Raw genomic sequence first — 18741 nt, forward strand, 5'->3', positions numbered from 1 at the left:
CTGCGCCTGGAGGCGAGAAGGCGACCGCTCGAAGGAAGTTTCCGTCCGCCCGGCGACAAGTCCGTCTCGCACCGCGCCGCGCTCCTGGCCGGCGCGGCGCGCGGACGCTCGTGCCTGCGCGGCCTGGCGCCGGGCGCCGACGTGGCCTCGACACTCCGCGCGCTGGAGGCTCTGGGCGTCCGCCTGGAACGCCGCCCGGAGCGGGGCGGGGAGACGGTGGTGGAGAGCCCGGGGCTCGACGCCTGGGCGGAGCCGGCCGACGTGGTCGACTGCGGCAACTCCGGCACCACCATCCGCCTCCTGGCCGGGCTCCTGGCCGCTCGGCCGGGGCTGGCGGTGCTGACCGGCGACACCTCGCTGCGCCGCCGGCCCATGGACCGGGTGGCCGAGCCGCTCCGCGCCATGGGCGCCTCCGTGGACGGGCGTGAAGGCGGCCGCTACGCCCCCCTGGTGGTGCGCGGCGGGCCGCTCCGCCCCCTGGCCTGGCGGAGCCCGGTGGCCAGCGCCCAGGTCAAGTCGGCCATCCTCCTGGCCGCCCTGCGCGCGCCCGGCGAGACCGCCGTCTGGGAGCCGGTGCCCAGCCGCGACCATACGGAGCGCCTCTACGCCTGGCTGGGGCTGCCGATCCGCACCGGGGGGAGCGGCGGAGAGGAGCCGGCGGGCGGTCCGCCTCCCGTCCGGCTGGCCGGCCCCGCCAGCCCGCCCCCCTTCGCTCTGGAGGTTCCGGGCGACCCCTCGGGCGCCTTCCCCTACGCTGTCCAGGCGGCGCTGACGCCCGGCTCGGAGCTGGAGATCGAGGGCGTGCTGCTCAACCCGCTCCGCCTGGGGGGCTACCGGCTGCTGGAGCGCATGGGCGCCCGCCTCGAGCTCGTCCGCGAGGGCGAGGCGGGCGGCGAGCCCGTGGGCCGCATCCGCGTACGGGCCTCGGCGCTCGGGGCCATCGAAGTACGGCCGGAGGAGGTGCCGGCGGCGGTGGACGAGCTGCCGCTCCTGGCCGTGGCCGCCTGCGCGGCCGAGGGCGAGAGCCGCTTCCTGGGGCTGGGCGAGCTGCGCGTCAAGGAGAGCGACCGGCTCCACGCCATGGCCGCCGGCCTGCGCGCCATGGGCCTTCCGGTGGAGGAGGAGGGGGACGGCTGGCGGGTGCGGGGGCCGGCACGGGGGCACGGCGCCGCCCTGGAGAGCGCGGGCGACCACCGGGTTGCCATGGCGCTGGCGGTGGCCGCCTGGACGCTGCTCGCCCCGGGCGAGGTGGCGGAGCTGGAGGGCGCGGAGAGCGTGGCCATCTCCGACCCCGATTTCTTCCGGCGGGCGGGCGTCGCCTGATGCGGCTGGCGGTGGTGGGCGACCCGGTGGCCCACTCGCTCTCTCCGGCCATGCAGGAGGCGGGCCTGCGCGCCGCCGGCCTGGGCGGGCGTTACCTGGCGCTGCGCGTCGAGCGCGGGCGCCTGGCGGAGCGCGCAGCCGAGCTGGAGGCGGAGGGCTTCCTGGGACTGAACGTCACCATGCCGCTGAAGGAGGAGGCGCTGGCCCTGGCCCGGCGGCGGTCGCGCCGCGCGCTCCGGGCGGGCGCCGCCAACACCCTGGTACGCCTTCCGGAGGGGGGCTGGGCGGCGGAGAACACCGACGTGGAGGCGGTGGCGGGGGCGCTCGCCGAGCGCGGCTGGCGGCCGGGACCGGCGCTGGTGCTGGGCGCCGGCGGCGCGGCGGGGGCGGCGGCGGTGGCGCTGGGCGAGCTGGGCGCGCCGCGGGTGCGGCTCCTCAACCACCACGCCGGCCGGGCCGAGCGGCTGGCCGCGCGGATGCGCGCCCACTTCCCGGCCACCCGCTGGGAGGCGGCCTCCTGGTCGGAGGCCGGTGGCGTCGGGCAGGCCGGGGCTCCGGAGGGGTGGAGCCTCCTCGTGCAGGCGACGCCGCTGGCCATGGAGGGCGTCGGGGCCGGCTACCCGCTTCCGCCGGAGGAGCTGGCGGCCGCGCTGGCCCCGGGGGGATGGGTGGTGGAGCTGGTCTACCGGCCGCCGCGCACGCCGCTCCTGGAGGCGGCCTCGGCAAGGGGCCTGGGCGTGGTCGACGGGGTCGAGCTGCTGCTCCGACAGGGCGCCGCCTCCTTCGAGCTCTGGACGGGGCGGGAGGCGCCGCGGGAGGCGATGCGCCGGGCGCTGGAGGAGGTGCTGGGTTGCTCCGCTGGCTGACGGGGGGCGAGTCGCACGGCCCCGGGCTGACGGTCGTGGTGGACGGGCTGCCGGCGGGCGTCCCGCTGGACGGGGAGCGGGTGGCGGCCGAGCTGGCGCGCCGCCAGCAGGGCTACGGCCGCGGCGGGCGGATGCGCATCGAGCGGGATCGGGCTCGCTTCCTGGGCGGGGTGCGGCACGGGCGCAGCACCGGGGCGCCGGTGGTCCTCTGGATCGAGAACCGCGACTGGGCCAACTGGCAGGAAGTCCTCTCCCCCGACCTGCCCTCCCCCGGCGCGGAGGCGGAGGGGGCGGGGGAGGCTCCGCGGGAGAGCCCCACGGCGGCGGAGCGGCGCCGGGCGCCGGTGGAGCGGCCGCGCCCGGGCCATGCCGACCTGGCCGGCGCCCTCAAGTACGGCCACCGCGACATGCGGGACGTGCTGGAGCGCGCCAGCGCCCGCGAGACGGCGGCGCGGACGGCGGCGGGGGCGGTGGCCAAGCGCCTCCTCGCCGAGCTGGGGGTGGAGGTGGGCAGCTTCGTCGAGCGCATCGGGCCGGCCACCTGGCGCAGGGAGCCCGCCTATCCGGCCGATCCGGACGCGTGGCGGGCCTGGGCGGCGGCGGCCGAGCGCTCGCCCGTCCGCTGCCCGGAGCCGCAGGCGGAGGCGGCCATGATGGAGGTCATCGAGCAGGCGCTGCGCGAGGGCGACACGGTGGGCGGCCGCTTCCTCGCCTTCGCCGTGGGCCTCCCCGCGGGCCTGGGCAGCTACGCCCAGTGGGACCGGCGCCTGGACGGCCGCATCGCCCAGGCCGTGGTCTCCATCCCCGGCGTCAAGGCGGTGGCCATCGGCGCCGGCGAGGAGATGGCGGAGGAGCCGGGTTCGTGCGTCCACGACCCGCTCCTGCCCGATCCCTCCGGTCCGCGGCCGGGGCGCTTCGTCCGTCCCAGCGACCGGGCGGGCGGGCTGGAGGGCGGCGTCACGAACGGCGAGCCGCTCCTGGTGAGCGGGGTGATGAAGCCGCTGGCCACGCTCCGCCGCGGCCTCCCCTCGGTCCACATGCCCAGCGGGCAGCCGGCCGAGGCGACCTACGAGCGCTCCGACGTCTGCGTGGTGCCGGCGGCGGGGGTGGTGGCCGAGGCCATGCTGGCGCTGGTCCTGGCGGACGCGCTGCTGGAGGCGGTGGGTGGCGACAGCCTGGAGGAGGTGCGCCGCCACGTGGAGGAGCGGCGCCGCGCCCGGGAGGCCGGCTGGCCGTGGGGCTGAGCGCAGCCGGCGGGGTTCGGCTGGCGCTGGTCGGCCTGAGCGGCAGCGGCAAGGGGAGCGTGGGCCGGCTCCTGGCGCGGAGGCTGGACGTGGCCTGCCTCGACCTGGACCGTCTGGTGGAGCTGGAGGCGGGTGCGCCCGTCCGCCACATCTGGGCGGAGGAGGGGGAGCAAGGCTTCCGGCGCCGCGAGGCGGCGGCGCTGGAGCGGGCTCTGGAGCTGGGCGAGGCCGTGCTGGCCACCGGCGGCGGCACGCCCCTCCTGCCCGGCGCCATGGACAGGCTCGTGGCCTGGGGCCGGGTGGTCTGGCTGGACGCGCCGCCCGAGGTGCTGGCCGCCCGGCTGGGGGAGGAGGAAGTGGCCGGGCGGCCGCTCTTCGCCGGCCGCCTGCCGGCGGAGGTGCTGCGCGCGCAGCTGGCCGCCCGGCGCGCCGTCTACGCGCGGGCGCTCCGCATCGACGCCGCGGCCGCCCCGGCCGAAGTGGCGGAGCGCGTCCTGGCCGCCGCCGGCCTTCGCCCGGCGGAGCGGCCGTCCGCCGTGCGCCGGCTCTCCGTGGGCGGCGCCTACGAAGTGGAGGTGAGCGACGCGGCGCCCGAGCGGCTGGCCGACTGGCTGGCCGGGGCGGGGGCGGAGCGGCTGGTGCTGCTGGCGGAGCCGCTGGCGGGGGCGCTGGCCGGCGGGGAGATCCTGGAGGCCTGCCGCGCCCGGGGGCTCCAGGCGGAGCTCCTCCTCTTCCCCGGCGGCGAGGAAGCCAAGCGCCTCGTGACGGTGGAGCGCCTCTACCACGAGCTGGTGCGGCGGGGCGTGGAGCGGACCACCTGGCTGCTGGCCGTGGGCGGCGGGGTGACCACCGACCTGGGCGGCTTCGTCGCCGCCACCTTCCTGCGCGGCCTGCCCTGGGTGGCCGTGCCCACCACGCTCCTCGCCCAGGTGGACGCCGCCATCGGCGGCAAGACCGGCGTCGACCTGGAGGAGGGGAAGAACCTGGTGGGCGCCTTCTACCCGCCGCGCCGGGTCGTCGCCGACGTGCGCTGGCTGCGCGCCCTGCCGCGACAGCTCCTCCTGGAGGGGATGGGCGAGGTGGTCAAGGCGGCGCTCCTGGCCGGCGAGCCCTTCTGGAGCTGGCTGGAGGAGGCGAGGCCGGCGCTGCTCGCCCGCGAGCCGGAGGCGCTGGCCGAGGCGGTGGCGCGCGCGGCCGCCGTCAAGGCCGAGGTGGTGGCCGCCGACGAGCGCGAGGCAGGGCGGCGCGAGCTGCTCAACCTGGGGCACACCTTCGCCCACGCGCTGGAGTGGGCCAGCGGCTACCGGCTCCGCCACGGCGAGGCGGTGGCCACGGGACTCTTTCTGGCCGCCCGGCGGGCGGAGGCGGAGGGGCTCCTGCCGGCGGCGGAGCGGCGCCGCATCGAGGCGCTGCTGGAGGCGTACGGGATCGGGAGGAGCGCCGCGCTGCCGCGCGGGGAGGCTTCCTCGCCCGACCGGCTGGCGGCGGCGCTGGCCGTCGACAAGAAGCGCCGCCATGGCCGGCTCCGCCTGGTGCTGCCGCGGGCGGTGGGCGACGTGGTCGCTGGCTGGCCGGCCGAGACGGAGGAGCTGGCCCGCTGGCTCGCCTCCGCGCTGGAGCGGTTATCCTGGGAAGGAGAGAAGCCCACGGGAAGAGGGTGACCCCTTGCGACTCTTCGCCGCCGCCATGCCGGACCTCGGGCGGCTGCCGGCTCAGCTCCCCGAGGGGGCGCTGGTGGTGGTCGCGCCCTCCGGCGAGGCCTGGGAGGAGCAGCTCGGCCGGGCCGGCGAGCTGGCCCGCTCGCGCGCGCTCTGGGTGGTGGTGGCCGGCCCGCGTCGGGAGGGGGAGGGGTGGCGCCTCTCCGCCGCCTGCCTCTCGCCCGAGGGCCGCCCGGTGGCCGTGCAGGACGAGCTCTTCCCGCCGCAGGGCTGGCGCGCGGGCGGGCGCCTGGAGCTCTTCGAGCTGGCGGGCTGGCCGGCGGCGCTGCTGGTGGGCGAGGACGTCCTCTGGCCGGAGGTGGCCCGACTGGCGACGCTGGAGGGTGCGCGCCTGCTGGCGGTCCCCAGCCTCTACCCGCCGGAGGAGGCGGGGGGCGCGCCGACGGGGCCCTGGCGCCAGCTGGCGGGCGGCTGGCAGGAAGTCCAGCAGAACCAGGTCTTCGCTGTCGAGAGCCCGCTGGACGGCGAGCTGGCGGGACGGCGCTCGCACGGCCGCGCCGCCGTCTGGGCCCCTTGCGAGATCACGCCCGACTCCCGCGGCTGGCTGGACTGGGCCGAGAAGCCCGGCGAGGCGGCTGCGGCATGGCTGGAGGAGGAGGCGCTCGAGGGGATCCGCGACGCCTACCCGCTGGAACGTTTCCTCAACCCGGCGCTCTACCGGCGGCGGCTGGCGGAGGCCTACGAGCGGTTGGCGGGCGAGGCGGGCGCGGGTGCGGCGGGAGGCGGGGAGCGATGAGCGGAGCAGAGGCGGAACGGGAGGGCGGGGAGCTGCTGCCGCTGCCCGGGGATGCACGGCTCTTCCGCCTGGCACCCGGCGTGGCCGAGGCGGCGCTGGCGGAGGCCGGCTTCGGCGCCGCCAGGGCGGCGGACGTGGAGGCGGCGGGCGCCGGGCAGGGCGGCGGGGCTCGGGACCGGGGAGCGCGACGGGGTCGCCTGCGGGCGGCGGCGGTGCAGATGGAGCTGCGCCTCCACCGGCGGGCTGCCGGCTGGGCGCGCCAGGTGCGCGAGCTCGGACTGCGGGCGGCGGAGCGACTGGAGGCGCTGGCGGGGGGCGCGGGCGGAGCCGCCCCGACGCTCATCGCCTTCCCCGAGGACGTGGCCACGGGGCTGGTCGGCCTCCTTCCCGGTTTCGACGAGCTGGCCAGCCGGGCGGCGGCGGCGCTCGAGGGCGGCGGCGCCGCCGAGGGGGCGCCGCGCGTCGCCGACGTCTTCGCCGCCGTCGGGCCGGCGGCGGAGGAGCTCTACCGGGCCGTCTTCGCCGCCCTGGCGCGCGAGACGGGCGCCTGGGTGGCGGCGGGCAGCGCCAACCTGCCCGCGCCCGACGGCTGCGTCTACAACGTCGCCCACCTTTTCGCCCCGGACGGCCGCCTCGTGGGGCGGCAAGCCAAGAGCCACCTCCTGCCGCTGGAGGCCGCCTGGGGCCTGATGCCGGGACGGGAGCTGGAGGTCTGGGAGCTGCCCTGGGGACGGCTGGCCCAGCCGGTCTGCATGGACGCCACCTACTTCGAGACCTTCCGCATCGCCCGCGGCCTGGGCGCCGACGTGGTCGTCATCCCCAGCGCCAATCCCGAACGGCCGTACAACGAGTGGACGGCTACCAGGGGGATCTGGCCGCGGGTGCAGGAGAGCCAGGTCTACGGAATCCAGGCCTCGCTGGTGGGCGACTTCCTGGGCGTGGGGCTGAGCGGCAAGAGCGGCCTCTTCGCGCCGCTGGCGCTCTCGCCGCGGGGCGACGGCGTACTGGCGCGGTTGGAGGACCCCTACGGCGAGGGGGTGGCGGCGGCGGTGTTCGACCTGGAGGCGCTGGACGAGTTCCGCGCGCGCCACCCGCTGGCCGGGCGGCTCAACCGCCCCGTGCTGGAGCGGCTCCTGGAGGCGTACAGCCGGCTTGGCTGAGCGGTTCGACGGGGAGGCTGCCCGGGCCCCCGGGGAGGCCGAGGGGATGGAGGCTCGGCGTCGGCTGGCCGCCCTCCTCGAGAAGGCTCCGCGCTTCGCACCCGTCCCCGGCCTGGAGAGCATGAGTCGCCTGGCGGCGGCGTTGGGCCGTCCCGAGCGCCGGCTCCGGGTCATCCACCTGGCCGGCACCAACGGCAAGGGTTCCACCGCCGCCATGCTGGCCTCCATCCTGGCGGCGGCGGGCCGCCGCGTGGCGCTCTTCACCTCGCCCCACCTGGTGGCGTGGGAGGAGCGCCTCCGCCTGGACGGCCAGCCGGTCGGCCCCGGCGAGCTGCTCCAGGCGCTGGAGCGGGTGCTGGCGGCGGACGCGGCGACCGCGGCCGCGGGCGAGAGCCCCCTCCTCCAGTCCGAGCTCCTGACGGCAGCCGCCTGGTGGCTGGCGGAGCGCCGGGGCGCCGACTGGCTGGTGCAGGAGACGGGGCTGGGCGGCCGCTACGACCCCACCAACGCGGTCGAGGCGCCGAGGGCCGTGGTCTGGACGCCCGTCCACCTCGACCATACCCGCCTCCTGGGCCGCTCCATCGCGCGCATCGCCGCCGACAAGGCCGGCATCGCCAAGGCCGGTGCCGTGGCGGTCAGCGCCCGCCAGAAGCCGGCGGCGCGGGCGGCGCTGGAGGCGGCGACGGCCGTCGTCGGCGGGCGGCTGCGCCTGCTGGGAAGGGACTTCCGCCTCGGGCGGGTGCGGCTCCTGGACGGCCTCGCGCCCGGCGACCGCCTGGGCGGCGTCGCCTTCGACTACCGCGGACCCTCCTGGCGGCTGGAAGAGCTCCGCCTCCCGCTGCCCGGCTTCCATCAGGCGGAGAACGCGGCGGTGGCTGTGGCGGTGGCCGAGGCGCTGGCGGAGCAGGGTGACGGCCCGGGACCGGAGGCGGTCCGCGCCGGGCTGGCCCGGGTCCGCTGGCCCGGCCGCCTCCAGCTTTGGCGCGAAGGTGGCCGCCTCTGGATCCTGGACGGGGCGCACAACCCGCACGCCGCGCGGGCGCTGGCCGGCTGGCTGGAGGCCGCCGGCGGCGTGGCCTGGACGGTCCTGGCGGTAGGACGCGAGAAGGCCGCAGGCGGACTGGTGGCAGCCCTGGCGCCGGCGGGCGGCCGGCTCCTGCCGGTGACGGCGCTGGAGGACGGCTTCCCGCTTCAGCCGGCCGCGCGGCTGGCGCGCCTCTGGCGGATGGCGGGCGGAGAGGCGGCGCTGGAGCCGGCCGCCTCGCCCGCCGAGGCTTTCGCGCGCCTCCGCGCCCTGGCCTCGCCGGGCGAGCGGCTCCTGGTCACCGGTTCACTCCACCTGGTCGGCGCCTGGTTGCGGCTCCTCCGCCCCGCCGGCGCGAGCGGCCCGCTCGGCCTCGGGGCCGCGGCGCTCGACGATGCGGCTCAGCTCCATGTCGCCCAGCCGTAGGCGGAAGCCCTTCCGCTCGCTGAGCGGGTTGTAGAGGCGCTCCCCGCGCGCCTCGTGCGGGCTCTTTCTCCCGTCATCCCTTGGCTCCATGCCGGCCAAGCCTCCCGTCGCGCCTCTAGTCTTGGGGCGCGGCCTCCGGCTTCATGCGGGCGGGGGCTGGAGATGGCTGCCGGCGCTGCCAGGCGTGCCTCCTCGATGGCGCGAAAAGCTGACTTATAATTGCGCCAGCAGGGAGGTGGCCGCATGCCGTGGTTGTTCGTCACGTTCACGGCGGTGCTCCTCTTGCTCCTCCTGCTGGCCGACCACGTCAAGAACCGCTTCCGGCACACGCCCTCCAGCCGGCGCACCCTGGCGGCGGAAGGCGCGGCCGTGGCCGTCGCCGGCGCTCTCGCCGCCTGGCGGCTCCTCCCCCACGCGCCCGCCTGGCAGCTGGTTGCGCTGGCGCTGGTGCTGGCCGTGCCGGGCTACGTGCTGACCGCCTACGTCACGGTCGAGGTCTGGCGACATCGGAAACAGGGCAGCTTTGACCGCCACATCCGCCGCCTGCAGCGCGAGATCGACCGGCTGGAGGAGGAGGTCGAGCGGCTCACCTGGCAGCTGGCCGAGCTGCAGCGGCGCCGCCAGCGCCTGCGCGACGAGGAGACGCAGGCCGCGGTGCGCGAGCAGATGCTGCGCGACCAGGTGGAGGCCTGGGTGGCGGCCCGCGACTCGGGCGCGCGCAGCTCGGCCGTCCTGGAGTGGGAGATCGCCTACCGGGCCATGAGCCCGGCGGAGCGGGCGGCGGAGCGCGAGCGGGTCCAGCAGGCGCTGCGCGGCGCCCGCGACGGCGACGAGCGGGGCGAATGGGGCGCGCGGCTTAACCTGCTCGCCCTGGCCGAGCTGCTTGCGCCCGGAGCGGAGGGAGCCTCCGGCCTCCAGGGCGTGGAGCAGGAGATCCACCTCTGCCGCGACGCACGCGAGAATGCCCAGCGGCGCCTGGAACAGCTGGAGGGCGAGTTGCGCGGCTGGCTCGAGCGACGCCACGCCTTCCTGCGCGAGAAGATCCCCCTGGACTAGAGCCCGGTGCGGCCCTGCCGCCCGGCCGGAGCGACCGGGAGCGCGGCACGCCGGCGCAGCCGGGAAGAGGTCGGGTCATACGGCCTGGAAAGAAAACCCCGCCCTCCCTGGGCGGGGTTTTCGCCTTCCGGCGCGGCGCGGACGTCGGGACGCCTAGACGTCCGCCTGCTGGGCCGCCGGCCGCTGGACGGGAAGGAAGCGGTCGGCCAACCGGGCCATGATCTGGGGCATGGTGGTGTACTCCATGTCTTCGGCGGGCAGGCGGTGCGGCTCGAAGGGGCCCTGGCGCCGGATGTATCCGGCGATCTCGTTGGCGAGCCGGCGTGCCTCGTCGAAGGCGACGTCGGCGAACATGTCGCGTGGCCCCACCAACTCGCCGTCGGCCAGCTGGTAGCCCAGGCCGATGACGCGGGGCGGCCCGTCGAAGCGCGTCGGATGTGCCTGGTCGACGGAGCAGGGCATCAGCGGCCCGACGAAGGAACCCCGCATCCAGCCGCCCACCAGGTGCGGTGTGCTGAAGGCCTCCAGCACCTCGCCGACGGCGGGCAGGCCGCTCTGGCAGCGGACGATCATGGACGGGTCGTCCTTGCCCACGTAGCGGCCGGCGATCAGGTTGAGGCGCTGGGTGGTGGCGACGGCGGCGATCTCGCCCAGCTCGCGCGAGTAGACGGCGCTGATGACGTAGCGGCCGGGCGTGCCGATGAAGGCCAGAAGGTCATAGGCCTCCTCGGGGCAGTTGAGGCGGATGAGACGGTCTTCACGCAGGTCGTGTACCTCGAAGGTGAAGCCGCCGTGCATCTTGGGGTCGATAACCAGCCCCGGGGTGTTGAAGGGATCGGCGAAGATCCGGTAGAGAGGCAGGTTCCAGGCGCCCGGCTCGGTCTTGTCGGCCATGAAGATGAGCAGCGGTTCGCTGGGCCGTTCCTCGAACTCCATCTCGGCGATCCCCGGGCCGAGGCCGCGGATATTGCCCGAGAAGGCGTCGGCCAGCAGGTCCTGGCCGGCCCCGTAGAGCTTCAGCCGCCTGGCCACGTCGGTGCAGCCGCGGAAGGTATCCCAAGCGAGCTGGTGGACGGCCGGGTCGTTGACGCCGCGGCGGTGGGTGAGCACCAGGTTGATGTCGTCGCCCACCGAGGAGACGCTGAAGTCGACCAGCAGCCGGCCCTTCTCCGCCGCCAGCGCCTCCCGGGCGTACTCCAGCGTCTCGGGGTGGACGGCACCGTGACCCACGAAACCGCCGATGTCCGCCTTGATCACGCTGACGGTGATCTTCTCGCCCACGTGCGCCCTCCTCCCTTCGGGTTCTGGAAAGCGGCTGCCGCCAGAGGAGACGAGCCTCCAGGGCGGAAGCGCCCGCCTTCCCCTTTTGGATACGCCGGCGACGGGATCCTGCTCTCCGCCGCCACGACCGGGAGGCATAGCGCCCGCCCGGCCCGGCATAGCCGTCGCCGGGGAGGGGCGATGCCTTGCGCACGGCGATTCTCCTGGCCACCCCCTGGCGGCGGCGGCCGCCGCGGAACGGCGAGGGGGGCCGGCGCCGCCTGGCGCGCTGGGCCCTGGTGCTGCTCTTTCTGGTCGTGCCGCGGCTGGGATGGGGCAGCGCGCGCTGGCAGCCGGTGGGCGAGATGGAGATGGTGCAGGCGCTGCCCTCGCCGCCTGACGGCCTTCTGCTGCGCGCGGCCGGCGCCGAGGGCAACCCGTCCGGACCCGTGCTGCAGCTCCAGGCCTGGGCCTTTGGCGCGCTCCCGCCCCTGGTGCGAACCGTCGCCGCCGGCTCGGTGCCCGGCGGCTCGCTGCTGGCCGCCGGCCTGGCCCCGGCGGTCCGCGACGGCGCCGGCGCCGCCCAGGGCGGGCCGCTCCTCCTCTCCCCGGACGGCAGCGAGGCGGTGCGCGTGGCGCCGGACACCAGCCTCTGGCTGATCCGCTCCGACGCGCTGGCGCCGCGCCTGCTGGTGGGTCCGGGTCGTGCCGGAGGCCCGCAGGGCGGCGTGGTCTGGGCCGCGGAGCCGGTCTGGTCGAGGGACGGGAAGCAGGTCTACTTCCTGTCCAACAGGGACCAGGGAGGCGCGGCCTACGGCATCTGGTCGGTGGACGTGCGGACGGGTCACGAGCGGCGGCTCCTCCGCCCCCAGGGCCGCGAGAGCTTCTACCTGGCGGGCTGGAACGACCGCGGCGAGCTGCTGGTGGGGACCAGCCGCGGCCGCCTGATGGCGCTCTCGGGCAGCGGGCGCCTGCGCCTGCTGATGAGCGGCGTGCAGGTGGTGGCCGTCTCGCCCGACGGCCGTCACCTGCTCTACCGGAGGCTCTCCTCCGGCGGCCTCCTGCCCGACCTATGGGGCGCCGACGGCGAGGGGCGCAACCCGGTCCGCCTGGCCGGGCCCGGGATCCCGGAGCCGGTGGTCCCGGGCTCCTGGTCGCCGGGAGGAAGCCGCATCGCCTACGTGGGCTACGCCGGCGCGCCTTCGGGCCGGACGGCGCTGGTCGTGCTGGACGTGGCGGCCCGCCGCCCCTCGCCCGGGAGCGTCCGCCTCTTCACGCCTCCCGTCCCGGGTCTGCGCCTGGACCTGGCCCAGCTCCCGGTCTGGCTCGACCGCGACCGGCTGGTCGTCGGCACGCTCGACGCCAGGAAGCGGCCCTCCACTTGGCTGGTGCGCGTCTGGTGAACCTCCCCGGCTCCCGCCGCCCTGTGGTAGACTCGGGGGTGCTCCGCGGCGGCGACCGTCGCCGTTCCCGCCAGGACGGTCTCTGCGGGCGAATAGCTCAGCGGCAGAGCACCCGCCTTACACGCGGGGGGTCGCAGGTTCGAACCCTGCTTCGCCCACCAGAAAATTGGCTCTGCCCGACACTTTGCGGGCGGGCTCGGTCCGCCAGCCATCCTCTTCCGGGCGCTGAGGCGCTCACACGCATCCGGAGAGTTCCGCCGAGCCTGGCGCCCGCGCGGGCAGCCGAGCTCTGCCACACCCGGCTCTCCCCACGCGCATGCGCTCGCTCCTCTTCACCCGAGGAAGCCGCTCCCCGGGAGATCCGATTCCAGGCACGGCCCCCAGGGGAGAGGGACGACACACTCCAGCAGCTCGCTCTGGACGGAGGCGTCGACGACCCGCGTCGTCGCGAGAGAGATCACCTCGGCGCCCCTGGGGCCCTCAAGTCCGGGGAGGAGTCGGTGACCCCCGCGAGGTCTCTCCCGCCCGCCGCGTCCACGGCGATGGCGGTTCCGTGGTCGTGATCGCTCCCCCCATGACACGGCGGGCACCGCGAATCGCCAGTTCAGCGAACGCCCGGAGCAGCAGGGCGCTGCCCACCCCCCGCCGTCGGAACCGATGACGGGTGCCGAGGAAAGCGATGACCCCCTCTCCGTCGGCTGTGCGAGCGACCAGAGCGCCGGCCGGCTCATCATGGACGGAGGCGACGTACCGAAGGCCGGCGTCATGTCCGGGACGGCTTTCCTGCTCGGCGAGGAAGGTTTCGAAATCCAGGGGACGATGGTCCCAATGGTCACTTTGGGCTTCCTCAATAATTTCATGAACCAGCCGCAACCCGGCGTCGCCATCTGCCGGACGCACGCGCACGTCGGCGGCGGTGACCGCTTCAGACGGTTCGCGAGGGAGCTCCAACGACATTCTCAAGTAGGTTCGCACCTTCTGCCAACTCAACTCCTCCAGCCACGGGGAAGCCACGCCGCCCGTCACTTGCCACAGACTGATCATTGGCGCACCGCGCCGCTCGGCCTTGGTGCCGATCCGGCGAAGCAGGGCAAGAGCGCCTTGCTGGAATTCGGGAACCGCCGCAAACCGGGCTCGCAGTTCCCTCGTCTTGGCGAGGTGACGGAGCGAGCCGAATGCCGCAACTTCGCCCGAAACGAGGGCCACCCAGGCACCCATGTCGCTCTCGACCATCGCCTCTCGGACATCGGCTTCGGCCGTGATGATCGTTCCGAGCTCCGCGATGTCCATGCGGTGGTAGACCCCCAGGATCGCGCCCATTTCATCCGATCCGCAGCGCGGGGCCGGGATCAGCCGGAGTATGCTGTACGAGAGGCGGGGCGGGCCCGCGGGTCGGTCGGACGGAGCCGGACGACTTCGTCGGCCACGAGACGCCGCCGCGGGCGCGTCGGAGAGCAAGCCAACGTCCTGCGCGGGCGACATGGGGTGGTGACCGCATTGGGTCTGCCTGTGAAAGCCGTGGCCTACGGGTTGCTCGCCTTGGTTGTGGCGACAGGTCTTCCGATCGTACCCCTGCCCGTGCCCCCGCCCGTGAGAAACTTGCACTTCGCCAGTTCACACCTCTCGCTGGTCGCGGGCCGGAGGGCGGGAATCGGGTGCGAGGTGACGCAAGGCGTATCGGTTCCCGCCGGAGCTCCTGGCGGTGTATCGTTTCCCGTCGCATACAACCCCGTATCGTGCATGACGCTTTTGAGAGTGGGGATTTTAGGCGCCAGTGAGAATCAACCGACAACAGCGGATCGCGACTGCTATGTACTGAAACTGCAAAGCGGAAAGGTCGCCGTCACACCGCCCGGCTACAAGTGCATTAAGATCATCTTGCCGGACGGCAGGACGTTCATTCGCAACTTGGCCGGCACAGGCGGCAAGTAGGGCGAACCGGCGGCAGACGTTTGTTCCCTATGCTGGATGAGCGAGGATGCGGACGGCTGGGGCCCGCCGCGATGCCGTACGAACCCGGGCGACTCCGAGGGCCCCGGCCTTTCGCCCGCCGGGGAGCGGGCCGCGGAGACCGCAGGTGGCACCCGGGAGAGGGCTGGACGAACGCACGATCTCCGGCGCCCGGGTTCGACACCACCGCGTACATGAGGGCGCGCCGTACCCTCGCTGGGAGAGGCTGCCCGGTCCGGACTCCATCGCGTTCCCGACAGAAGCGACGGAAATCCGCAGCAGGGTGCGGGTCCGAGCACATTCTGCGAGCCATTCTCCGGGCGTCTGGAACGTCGTATTCTCCGGCGACACGGGCTGGAGGTGGTCCGCCGTGACGCGGCAACGGAGGGACGTATCCGTGGAGCGCCGGACAGCTTCGCGGTGGAGATGAACGCGACATGCGCGCGGCGAGGAAGTGGTTCCGGCGACGGTGGCTTCTCTGGAGGGCGAACGTCCTGGAGCGGGAGGCGGCCGGGCTCCGGGGCAAGCCGACCCTCCTGGACGACCCGTACTTTGTGAGCTACGTCAACCCCATCGCGGCGGCCCTCTGGTCGTGGGTCTTTCACCTCGTCGAGGGTCGAGTTGGAAGCAAGGGATCCAACGGGAAAGAGAGTCCCCAGGCCCGCGCGGCCGGTCTGGAGCGGCGCGCCGCGGAGCTGAGGGCGGAGGCGGACCGGCTCGGAGGCTGAGAACCGGTGAGCGCAGAAAAGGCCTGGGGCGAGGTGCGCGGCCTCTGGGCGGGTGCCGGAGGAGGCTCGCCCACTGGCCGGAGCCGGGCGTCCCCGGGAGAGAGCCGGGCGCACCGGGGCGATCGCCGGCTTCCGCCCGGACAAAGGGGGCTGACTCGCGTGCCGTCGCGACTCCTGGCCGCCGTCCTGGCGGACGACCTGACGGGTGCCAACGCCACCGGAGCCCTTCTCTCCGCCCTGGGCCTGCGCGTGACCGTGCAAATGGAACCGGTGCCGGGAGCCGGCACCGTTCCGGCACGGCGCGGGACGTCTCCGGAGGCGCTGGTGCTCTCCACGGCGAGCCGGCTTCTGCCGCCCGAAGAGGCGGGGCAGGCGGTGGCGCGGGCGGCGGAGACGGTGCTGGCGGAGCGGCCGCGCCTCTTCGGCAAGCGCATCGACAGCACGCTCCGCGGCAACCTGGGCGCCGAGATCGACGCCGCGCTGAAGGCTTGGCAAGAGGCCTGGAAGGGGGACGGCCGGCGGCCGCGGGCGCTGGTGGCGGCGGCCTACCCGGCCGCGGGGCGGACGGTCCGGGGCGGCCGCCTCTACGTGCACGGCCGGCTTCTCGAGGAGACGGAGGCGGCGGCCGGCGCCTCCACCCCGGTCGGGCGGAGCGACGTGGCCGGGCGGATCGCGGAGCAGTGCCGGCGGCCGCTGGCCGTGCTGGAGCTGGAGGCGATCCGGGGGGCCCGGGTGGAGGGCCTGGCCCGGCGCCTGGAGCGGCTGGCCGGGGAGGCCGAGGTGCTGGTGGCGGACGCCGAGAGCGACGAGGAGATCGACCTCCTGGCGCAGGCGGTCCACTTCCTGGAGGAGACGGGAAGCGACCGGGGACCTTTCCTCCTGGTCGATCCCGGCCCCGTCCTCGCTGCGCGGGCGCGCGCGGCTCTCGAGGCCGGACGGCGACGCCCGCCGGTCCTGGTGGTGGCCGGCAGCGTCGCGCCCCTCTCCCTGGAGCAGGCCGAGCGGGTGGCCAGGCGGCTGGAGGCACCGGTGGTCCACTTCGACGTGGCCCGCTTCCTCGGGCAGCCGGAGGAGTACGGGAGGCGCGCGGCCGCCGCGGTCGGGCGCGCGGTGCGGGGGGTGACCCGCCGACACCGGCTGCCCGCGGTCGTCGTGCGCACGGCCCGGCGCGGCGAGGATCGCCTCGACCTGGCGCCGGAGCAGGCGCTCCGGGTGGCGCGCGGCCTCGGCGAGCTGGTCGGCCATGTCGCTAGCGCGGCGGCGCTGGGCGGTTTGGTCCTCACCGGCGGCGAGGTGGCCGCCGCCGCCTGCCGGGCGCTGGGCGCCAGCCGCCTCGAGCCGGTGGACGCGGTGGAGCCGCTGGCCGTCCACGCCCGGCTGGCGGACGGCCCGTACAGGGGCCTCTCGCTCTGCACCAAGGGCGGGCTGGCCGGCGACGGGGAGAGCCTGGTCCGCTGCGTCCGCCACCTGGCCGGCTGCCCCTGAGCCGGGGCGGCCGTCAGGGCGGCGAGCCGTCGCGGACGACGCCAATTCTTATCCTCTTCTCAGCTTCGTCTGGGAGGCCCGTCAAGGCTTTCCTCTAGCCTTCCTGGAAACAGGCGGAGCTCCAGGAAGCGAGCGGGGGAGCGTGATCTCGCGTGGCCCGTGCAGGACGTACCCTGGCGGTCCTCGGCGCGCTGGGTGCTTTCGTGACCGGCGGCGCCAGCGCCCTCCGGCAGGCGCCCGGGGTGGCCCAGGCCGCCCCTGCCGCCGGCCCCGTGGCGGGCCTCTCCGCCGGCGAGCTGGCCGCGCTCGAGCGGCGGCTGGAGGCGGAGCTGGCCGCCCAGGAGCGTTCCATCCGCCTCCTCGACCAGCGGCGCCAGCAGCTGGAACAGGCGCTGGCCGACGCCCAGCGGCAGCTGGCCCAGAAGGAGGCGGCGGTGGCCGCGGCCCGCTCGAGCCTGGCCCTCCTCCAGACGCAGATCCAGCAGCGCCAGGCCGCCCTCCTCCAGGCCCAGGCGTCGCGGGCGGCGGCGGCCGCCGCCGCCCGGCAGGCCGCCACCAGGCCCGGTGGCGCCCCGCCTGTGGACACGCTGACCGGGGCCTCCTCCGCGCACGGCGCGGTGGCCGCCCCCGGCCAGGGGAGCTCCGTGCAGCCGCGGGTCGACAGCCTGACCGGCGCCTCCGGAGGCGCGGGCTACCAGGGCGGACGGGAGCGGCATCACGAGCGGGAGCACGAAGGAGAGCACGAGGGCGGCGACGACGACTGACATGCGTCGCCCCGCCGGCCGCGGGCCGGCGGGGCGTGCGGCCGGACGCGGTCGGCCTAGTTGGGATCGCTGGCCAGCGCCGGGATCAGCCGGTCGCCCTGCGGTGAGCCGATGCCGGTCACCAGGTCGTACCCCGGCAGGGCGGGATTGCCATTGCTACCGCTGGTCACATCGTGGAAGTCGGCGGTGTAGCCGGTGCTTCCGGTGGAGCCCGCCAGGCTGTACAGGTCGGAGAGCAGGTTGCCCGTGCTACCCGAGGTGGCCAGGGGCACCGGACGCCCCTGATCGGCCAGGGCGACCAGGGCCGACCAGCTGGGGGCTCCGACGCTGGTCCCTCCGATCTGGTACCAGCCCTTCTGACCCTTGTAGGGTGTGCTGTCGTAGACGGCGACGCCGGTGGCGGGGTCGGCGTCCCAGGCGATGTCCGGGATCCCGCGCGTGCTTCCCACGACGGCCTGCCAGCCGTCCTGGTAGGCGGGGCGCGCTTCGTAGAGGCTGAGCCCGCCGCCGGAGCTGGACCAGGCGCTCTCGCCTCCGTAGGAGTAGGAGCCGCCGGAGCCGTTGATGGTCAGGTGGGTTCCCCCGACGCCCAAGACGAAGGGCGAGGCCGCCGGCCACTCCAGGGCGCCGGCGCTGTCGCCGGCGGAGGCCACGTAGGCCACGCCGGCGTGCTGGAAGTGGGCGTCGTAGGCGCCCTCCGAGGAGAACTCCGAGCCTCCCCAGCTGTTCGAGACCACTTGGGCCCCCTGGGCGGTGGCGTAGTCGATGGCCGCCAGGAGGTCCGAAAGGCTGGCCGACGGGGCCACCACCAGCAGGATCCGCGCACCCGGCGCCAGGGCATGGGCCCACTCCACGTCCAGCGAGGTCTCCAGCGCCCAGCCGCTGTCGCCCCGCTTGGGCTTGCCGGAGGGGTAGGCGATGGTCAGGTTGGCCGGGGGAAGGTTGAACTGGCTGTCGAAGACGGCCAAGTCGTTCTGGATGGACGGGCTGCCGTACGCGTCGACGATGGCGATGGTCTGGCCGCTGCCGTCCGCGGCCACGCGGTCGAAGCCGTAGGCCTGACGGATCTGGGCCGGAGAGTAGCCGTTCTGGTAGGTGGAGGTGGCGGCGCCCCGGACCCGGAAGGGAGGCGTCGCCACCCACTCCGGTTTGTGGGGTGGGCCGGCGGCCGGGCCGGCCGAGGCGGGCGCGGCCAGCGCGGCCAGGAGGGCCAGCGCGACTCCGCCCGCCGCCGTCCGGCGGGCCCAGGGGAAGCGCGGGAACATGCTGGCGGTACACCTCCCGTCGTCGGTGAGGAAGTCGCCCGGGGCGGCGGCGCCGGCGGGGAGGCTTGGGGAGTCCGGAGGATGGGTGCGCCGGATGGGTGACGGGGCCTCCGTCCCGCCGTCGGGATGCGCCCTCTCTTCCACGAGCGGGGGCGGATTCCTTTTTTCTGCCAGGCCTTCCGCCGGCCGCCGGCGGGCGGGGGAGGGGGAAGAAGGGGAAGAAAGGGGGAAGGACGGCCCCGCGCCCCCGGGCCCTCCGGCCCGGAAGGCGCGGCGGGCGCCCCCCGCGGGGGGCGCCCGCCTGCCGCTTGCCTCGTCCGTGCCCGGCGCCGG

The 18741-nt window shown here is 75.6% G+C and carries 15 protein-coding genes and 1 tRNA gene; 13 read left to right on the forward strand and 3 right to left on the reverse strand.

The window, feature by feature from the left end; all coding sequences use genetic code 11:
• From aroA to K6U79_02080, 8 genes are all read left to right on the forward strand, one after another.
• Positions 1-1323, forward strand: coding sequence for a 3-phosphoshikimate 1-carboxyvinyltransferase (aroA, locus tag K6U79_02045; protein ID MCL6521144.1), 1323 nt, complete (start codon positions 1-3; stop codon positions 1321-1323).
• Entirely contained in the window at positions 1323-2189 is an 867-nt protein-coding gene (locus tag K6U79_02050; GenBank protein MCL6521145.1) for a shikimate dehydrogenase, read from the forward strand. The genes aroA and K6U79_02050 overlap by 1 nt, the downstream gene beginning before the upstream one ends.
• Positions 2174-3433, forward strand: coding sequence for a chorismate synthase (gene aroC, locus K6U79_02055; GenBank protein ID MCL6521146.1), 1260 nt, complete (start codon positions 2174-2176; stop codon positions 3431-3433). Before K6U79_02050 ends, aroC begins: the two co-directional genes overlap by 16 nt.
• Positions 3424-5094, forward strand: a complete 1671-nt coding sequence (gene aroB / locus K6U79_02060) for a 3-dehydroquinate synthase (protein ID MCL6521147.1) — start codon at positions 3424-3426, stop codon at positions 5092-5094. Before aroC ends, aroB begins: the two co-directional genes overlap by 10 nt.
• A gap of 4 nt (positions 5095-5098) precedes the next feature.
• Positions 5099-5887, forward strand: a complete 789-nt coding sequence (locus K6U79_02065) for a hypothetical protein (GenBank protein ID MCL6521148.1) — start codon at positions 5099-5101, stop codon at positions 5885-5887.
• Positions 5884-7047, forward strand: coding sequence for a nitrilase (locus K6U79_02070; GenBank protein ID MCL6521149.1), 1164 nt, complete (start codon positions 5884-5886; stop codon positions 7045-7047). Before K6U79_02065 ends, K6U79_02070 begins: the two co-directional genes overlap by 4 nt.
• A 46-nt stretch (positions 7048-7093) precedes the next feature.
• Complete coding sequence (locus tag K6U79_02075; protein MCL6521150.1) at positions 7094-8497, forward strand: bifunctional folylpolyglutamate synthase/dihydrofolate synthase; 1404 nt, start codon at positions 7094-7096, stop codon at positions 8495-8497.
• Positions 8498-8740: 243 nt separating this feature from the next.
• A complete protein-coding gene (locus K6U79_02080; protein ID MCL6521151.1) occupies positions 8741-9553 on the forward strand; it encodes a hypothetical protein in 813 nt (270 codons plus the stop codon).
• Positions 9554-9706: 153 nt separating this feature from the next.
• On the opposite strand, the gene K6U79_02085 is transcribed toward K6U79_02080, so the two are convergent.
• Entirely contained in the window at positions 9707-10834 is a 1128-nt protein-coding gene (locus K6U79_02085) for a fructose-1,6-bisphosphatase (GenBank protein ID MCL6521152.1), read from the reverse strand.
• A gap of 185 nt (positions 10835-11019) precedes the next feature.
• Between K6U79_02085 and K6U79_02090 the strand changes: the two genes are divergently transcribed.
• Positions 11020-12216 (forward strand): hypothetical protein, encoded by a 1197-nt coding sequence (locus K6U79_02090; protein ID MCL6521153.1) that lies wholly within the window; start codon positions 11020-11022, stop codon positions 12214-12216.
• Between the two features lie 86 nt (positions 12217-12302).
• A tRNA-Val gene (locus K6U79_02095) sits at positions 12303-12377 on the forward strand.
• Positions 12378-12696: 319 nt separating this feature from the next.
• Here the strand turns inward: K6U79_02095 and K6U79_02100 are convergent.
• A complete protein-coding gene (locus tag K6U79_02100; protein MCL6521154.1) occupies positions 12697-13536 on the reverse strand; it encodes a GNAT family N-acetyltransferase in 840 nt (279 codons plus the stop codon).
• Between the two features lie 1067 nt (positions 13537-14603).
• On the opposite strand from K6U79_02100, the gene K6U79_02105 reads away from it, so the two are divergent.
• The 3 genes from K6U79_02105 (at position 14604) to K6U79_02115 (ending at position 17143) form a co-directional block, all read left to right on the forward strand.
• Positions 14604-14894 (forward strand): hypothetical protein, encoded by a 291-nt coding sequence (locus K6U79_02105; protein ID MCL6521155.1) that lies wholly within the window; start codon positions 14604-14606, stop codon positions 14892-14894.
• A 159-nt stretch (positions 14895-15053) separates the two neighbouring features.
• A complete protein-coding gene (locus K6U79_02110; GenBank protein MCL6521156.1) occupies positions 15054-16379 on the forward strand; it encodes a four-carbon acid sugar kinase family protein in 1326 nt (441 codons plus the stop codon).
• 152 nt (positions 16380-16531) lie between these two features.
• A complete protein-coding gene (locus K6U79_02115) occupies positions 16532-17143 on the forward strand; it encodes a hypothetical protein (protein ID MCL6521157.1) in 612 nt (203 codons plus the stop codon).
• Positions 17144-17199: 56 nt separating this feature from the next.
• Here K6U79_02115 and K6U79_02120 read toward each other — a convergent pair whose 3' ends face one another.
• The gene (locus K6U79_02120; protein MCL6521158.1) at positions 17200-18408 is read right to left on the reverse strand and encodes a S53 family peptidase; all 1209 of its coding nucleotides are present in this window, start codon (positions 18406-18408) and stop codon (positions 17200-17202) included.
• Positions 18409-18741 lie beyond the last annotated feature (333 nt).

The sequence above is a fragment of the Bacillota bacterium genome (genome assembly GCA_023511835.1).
Classification (GTDB): domain Bacteria; phylum Bacillota; class Sulfobacillia; order JAIMAT01; family JAIMAT01; genus JAIMAT01.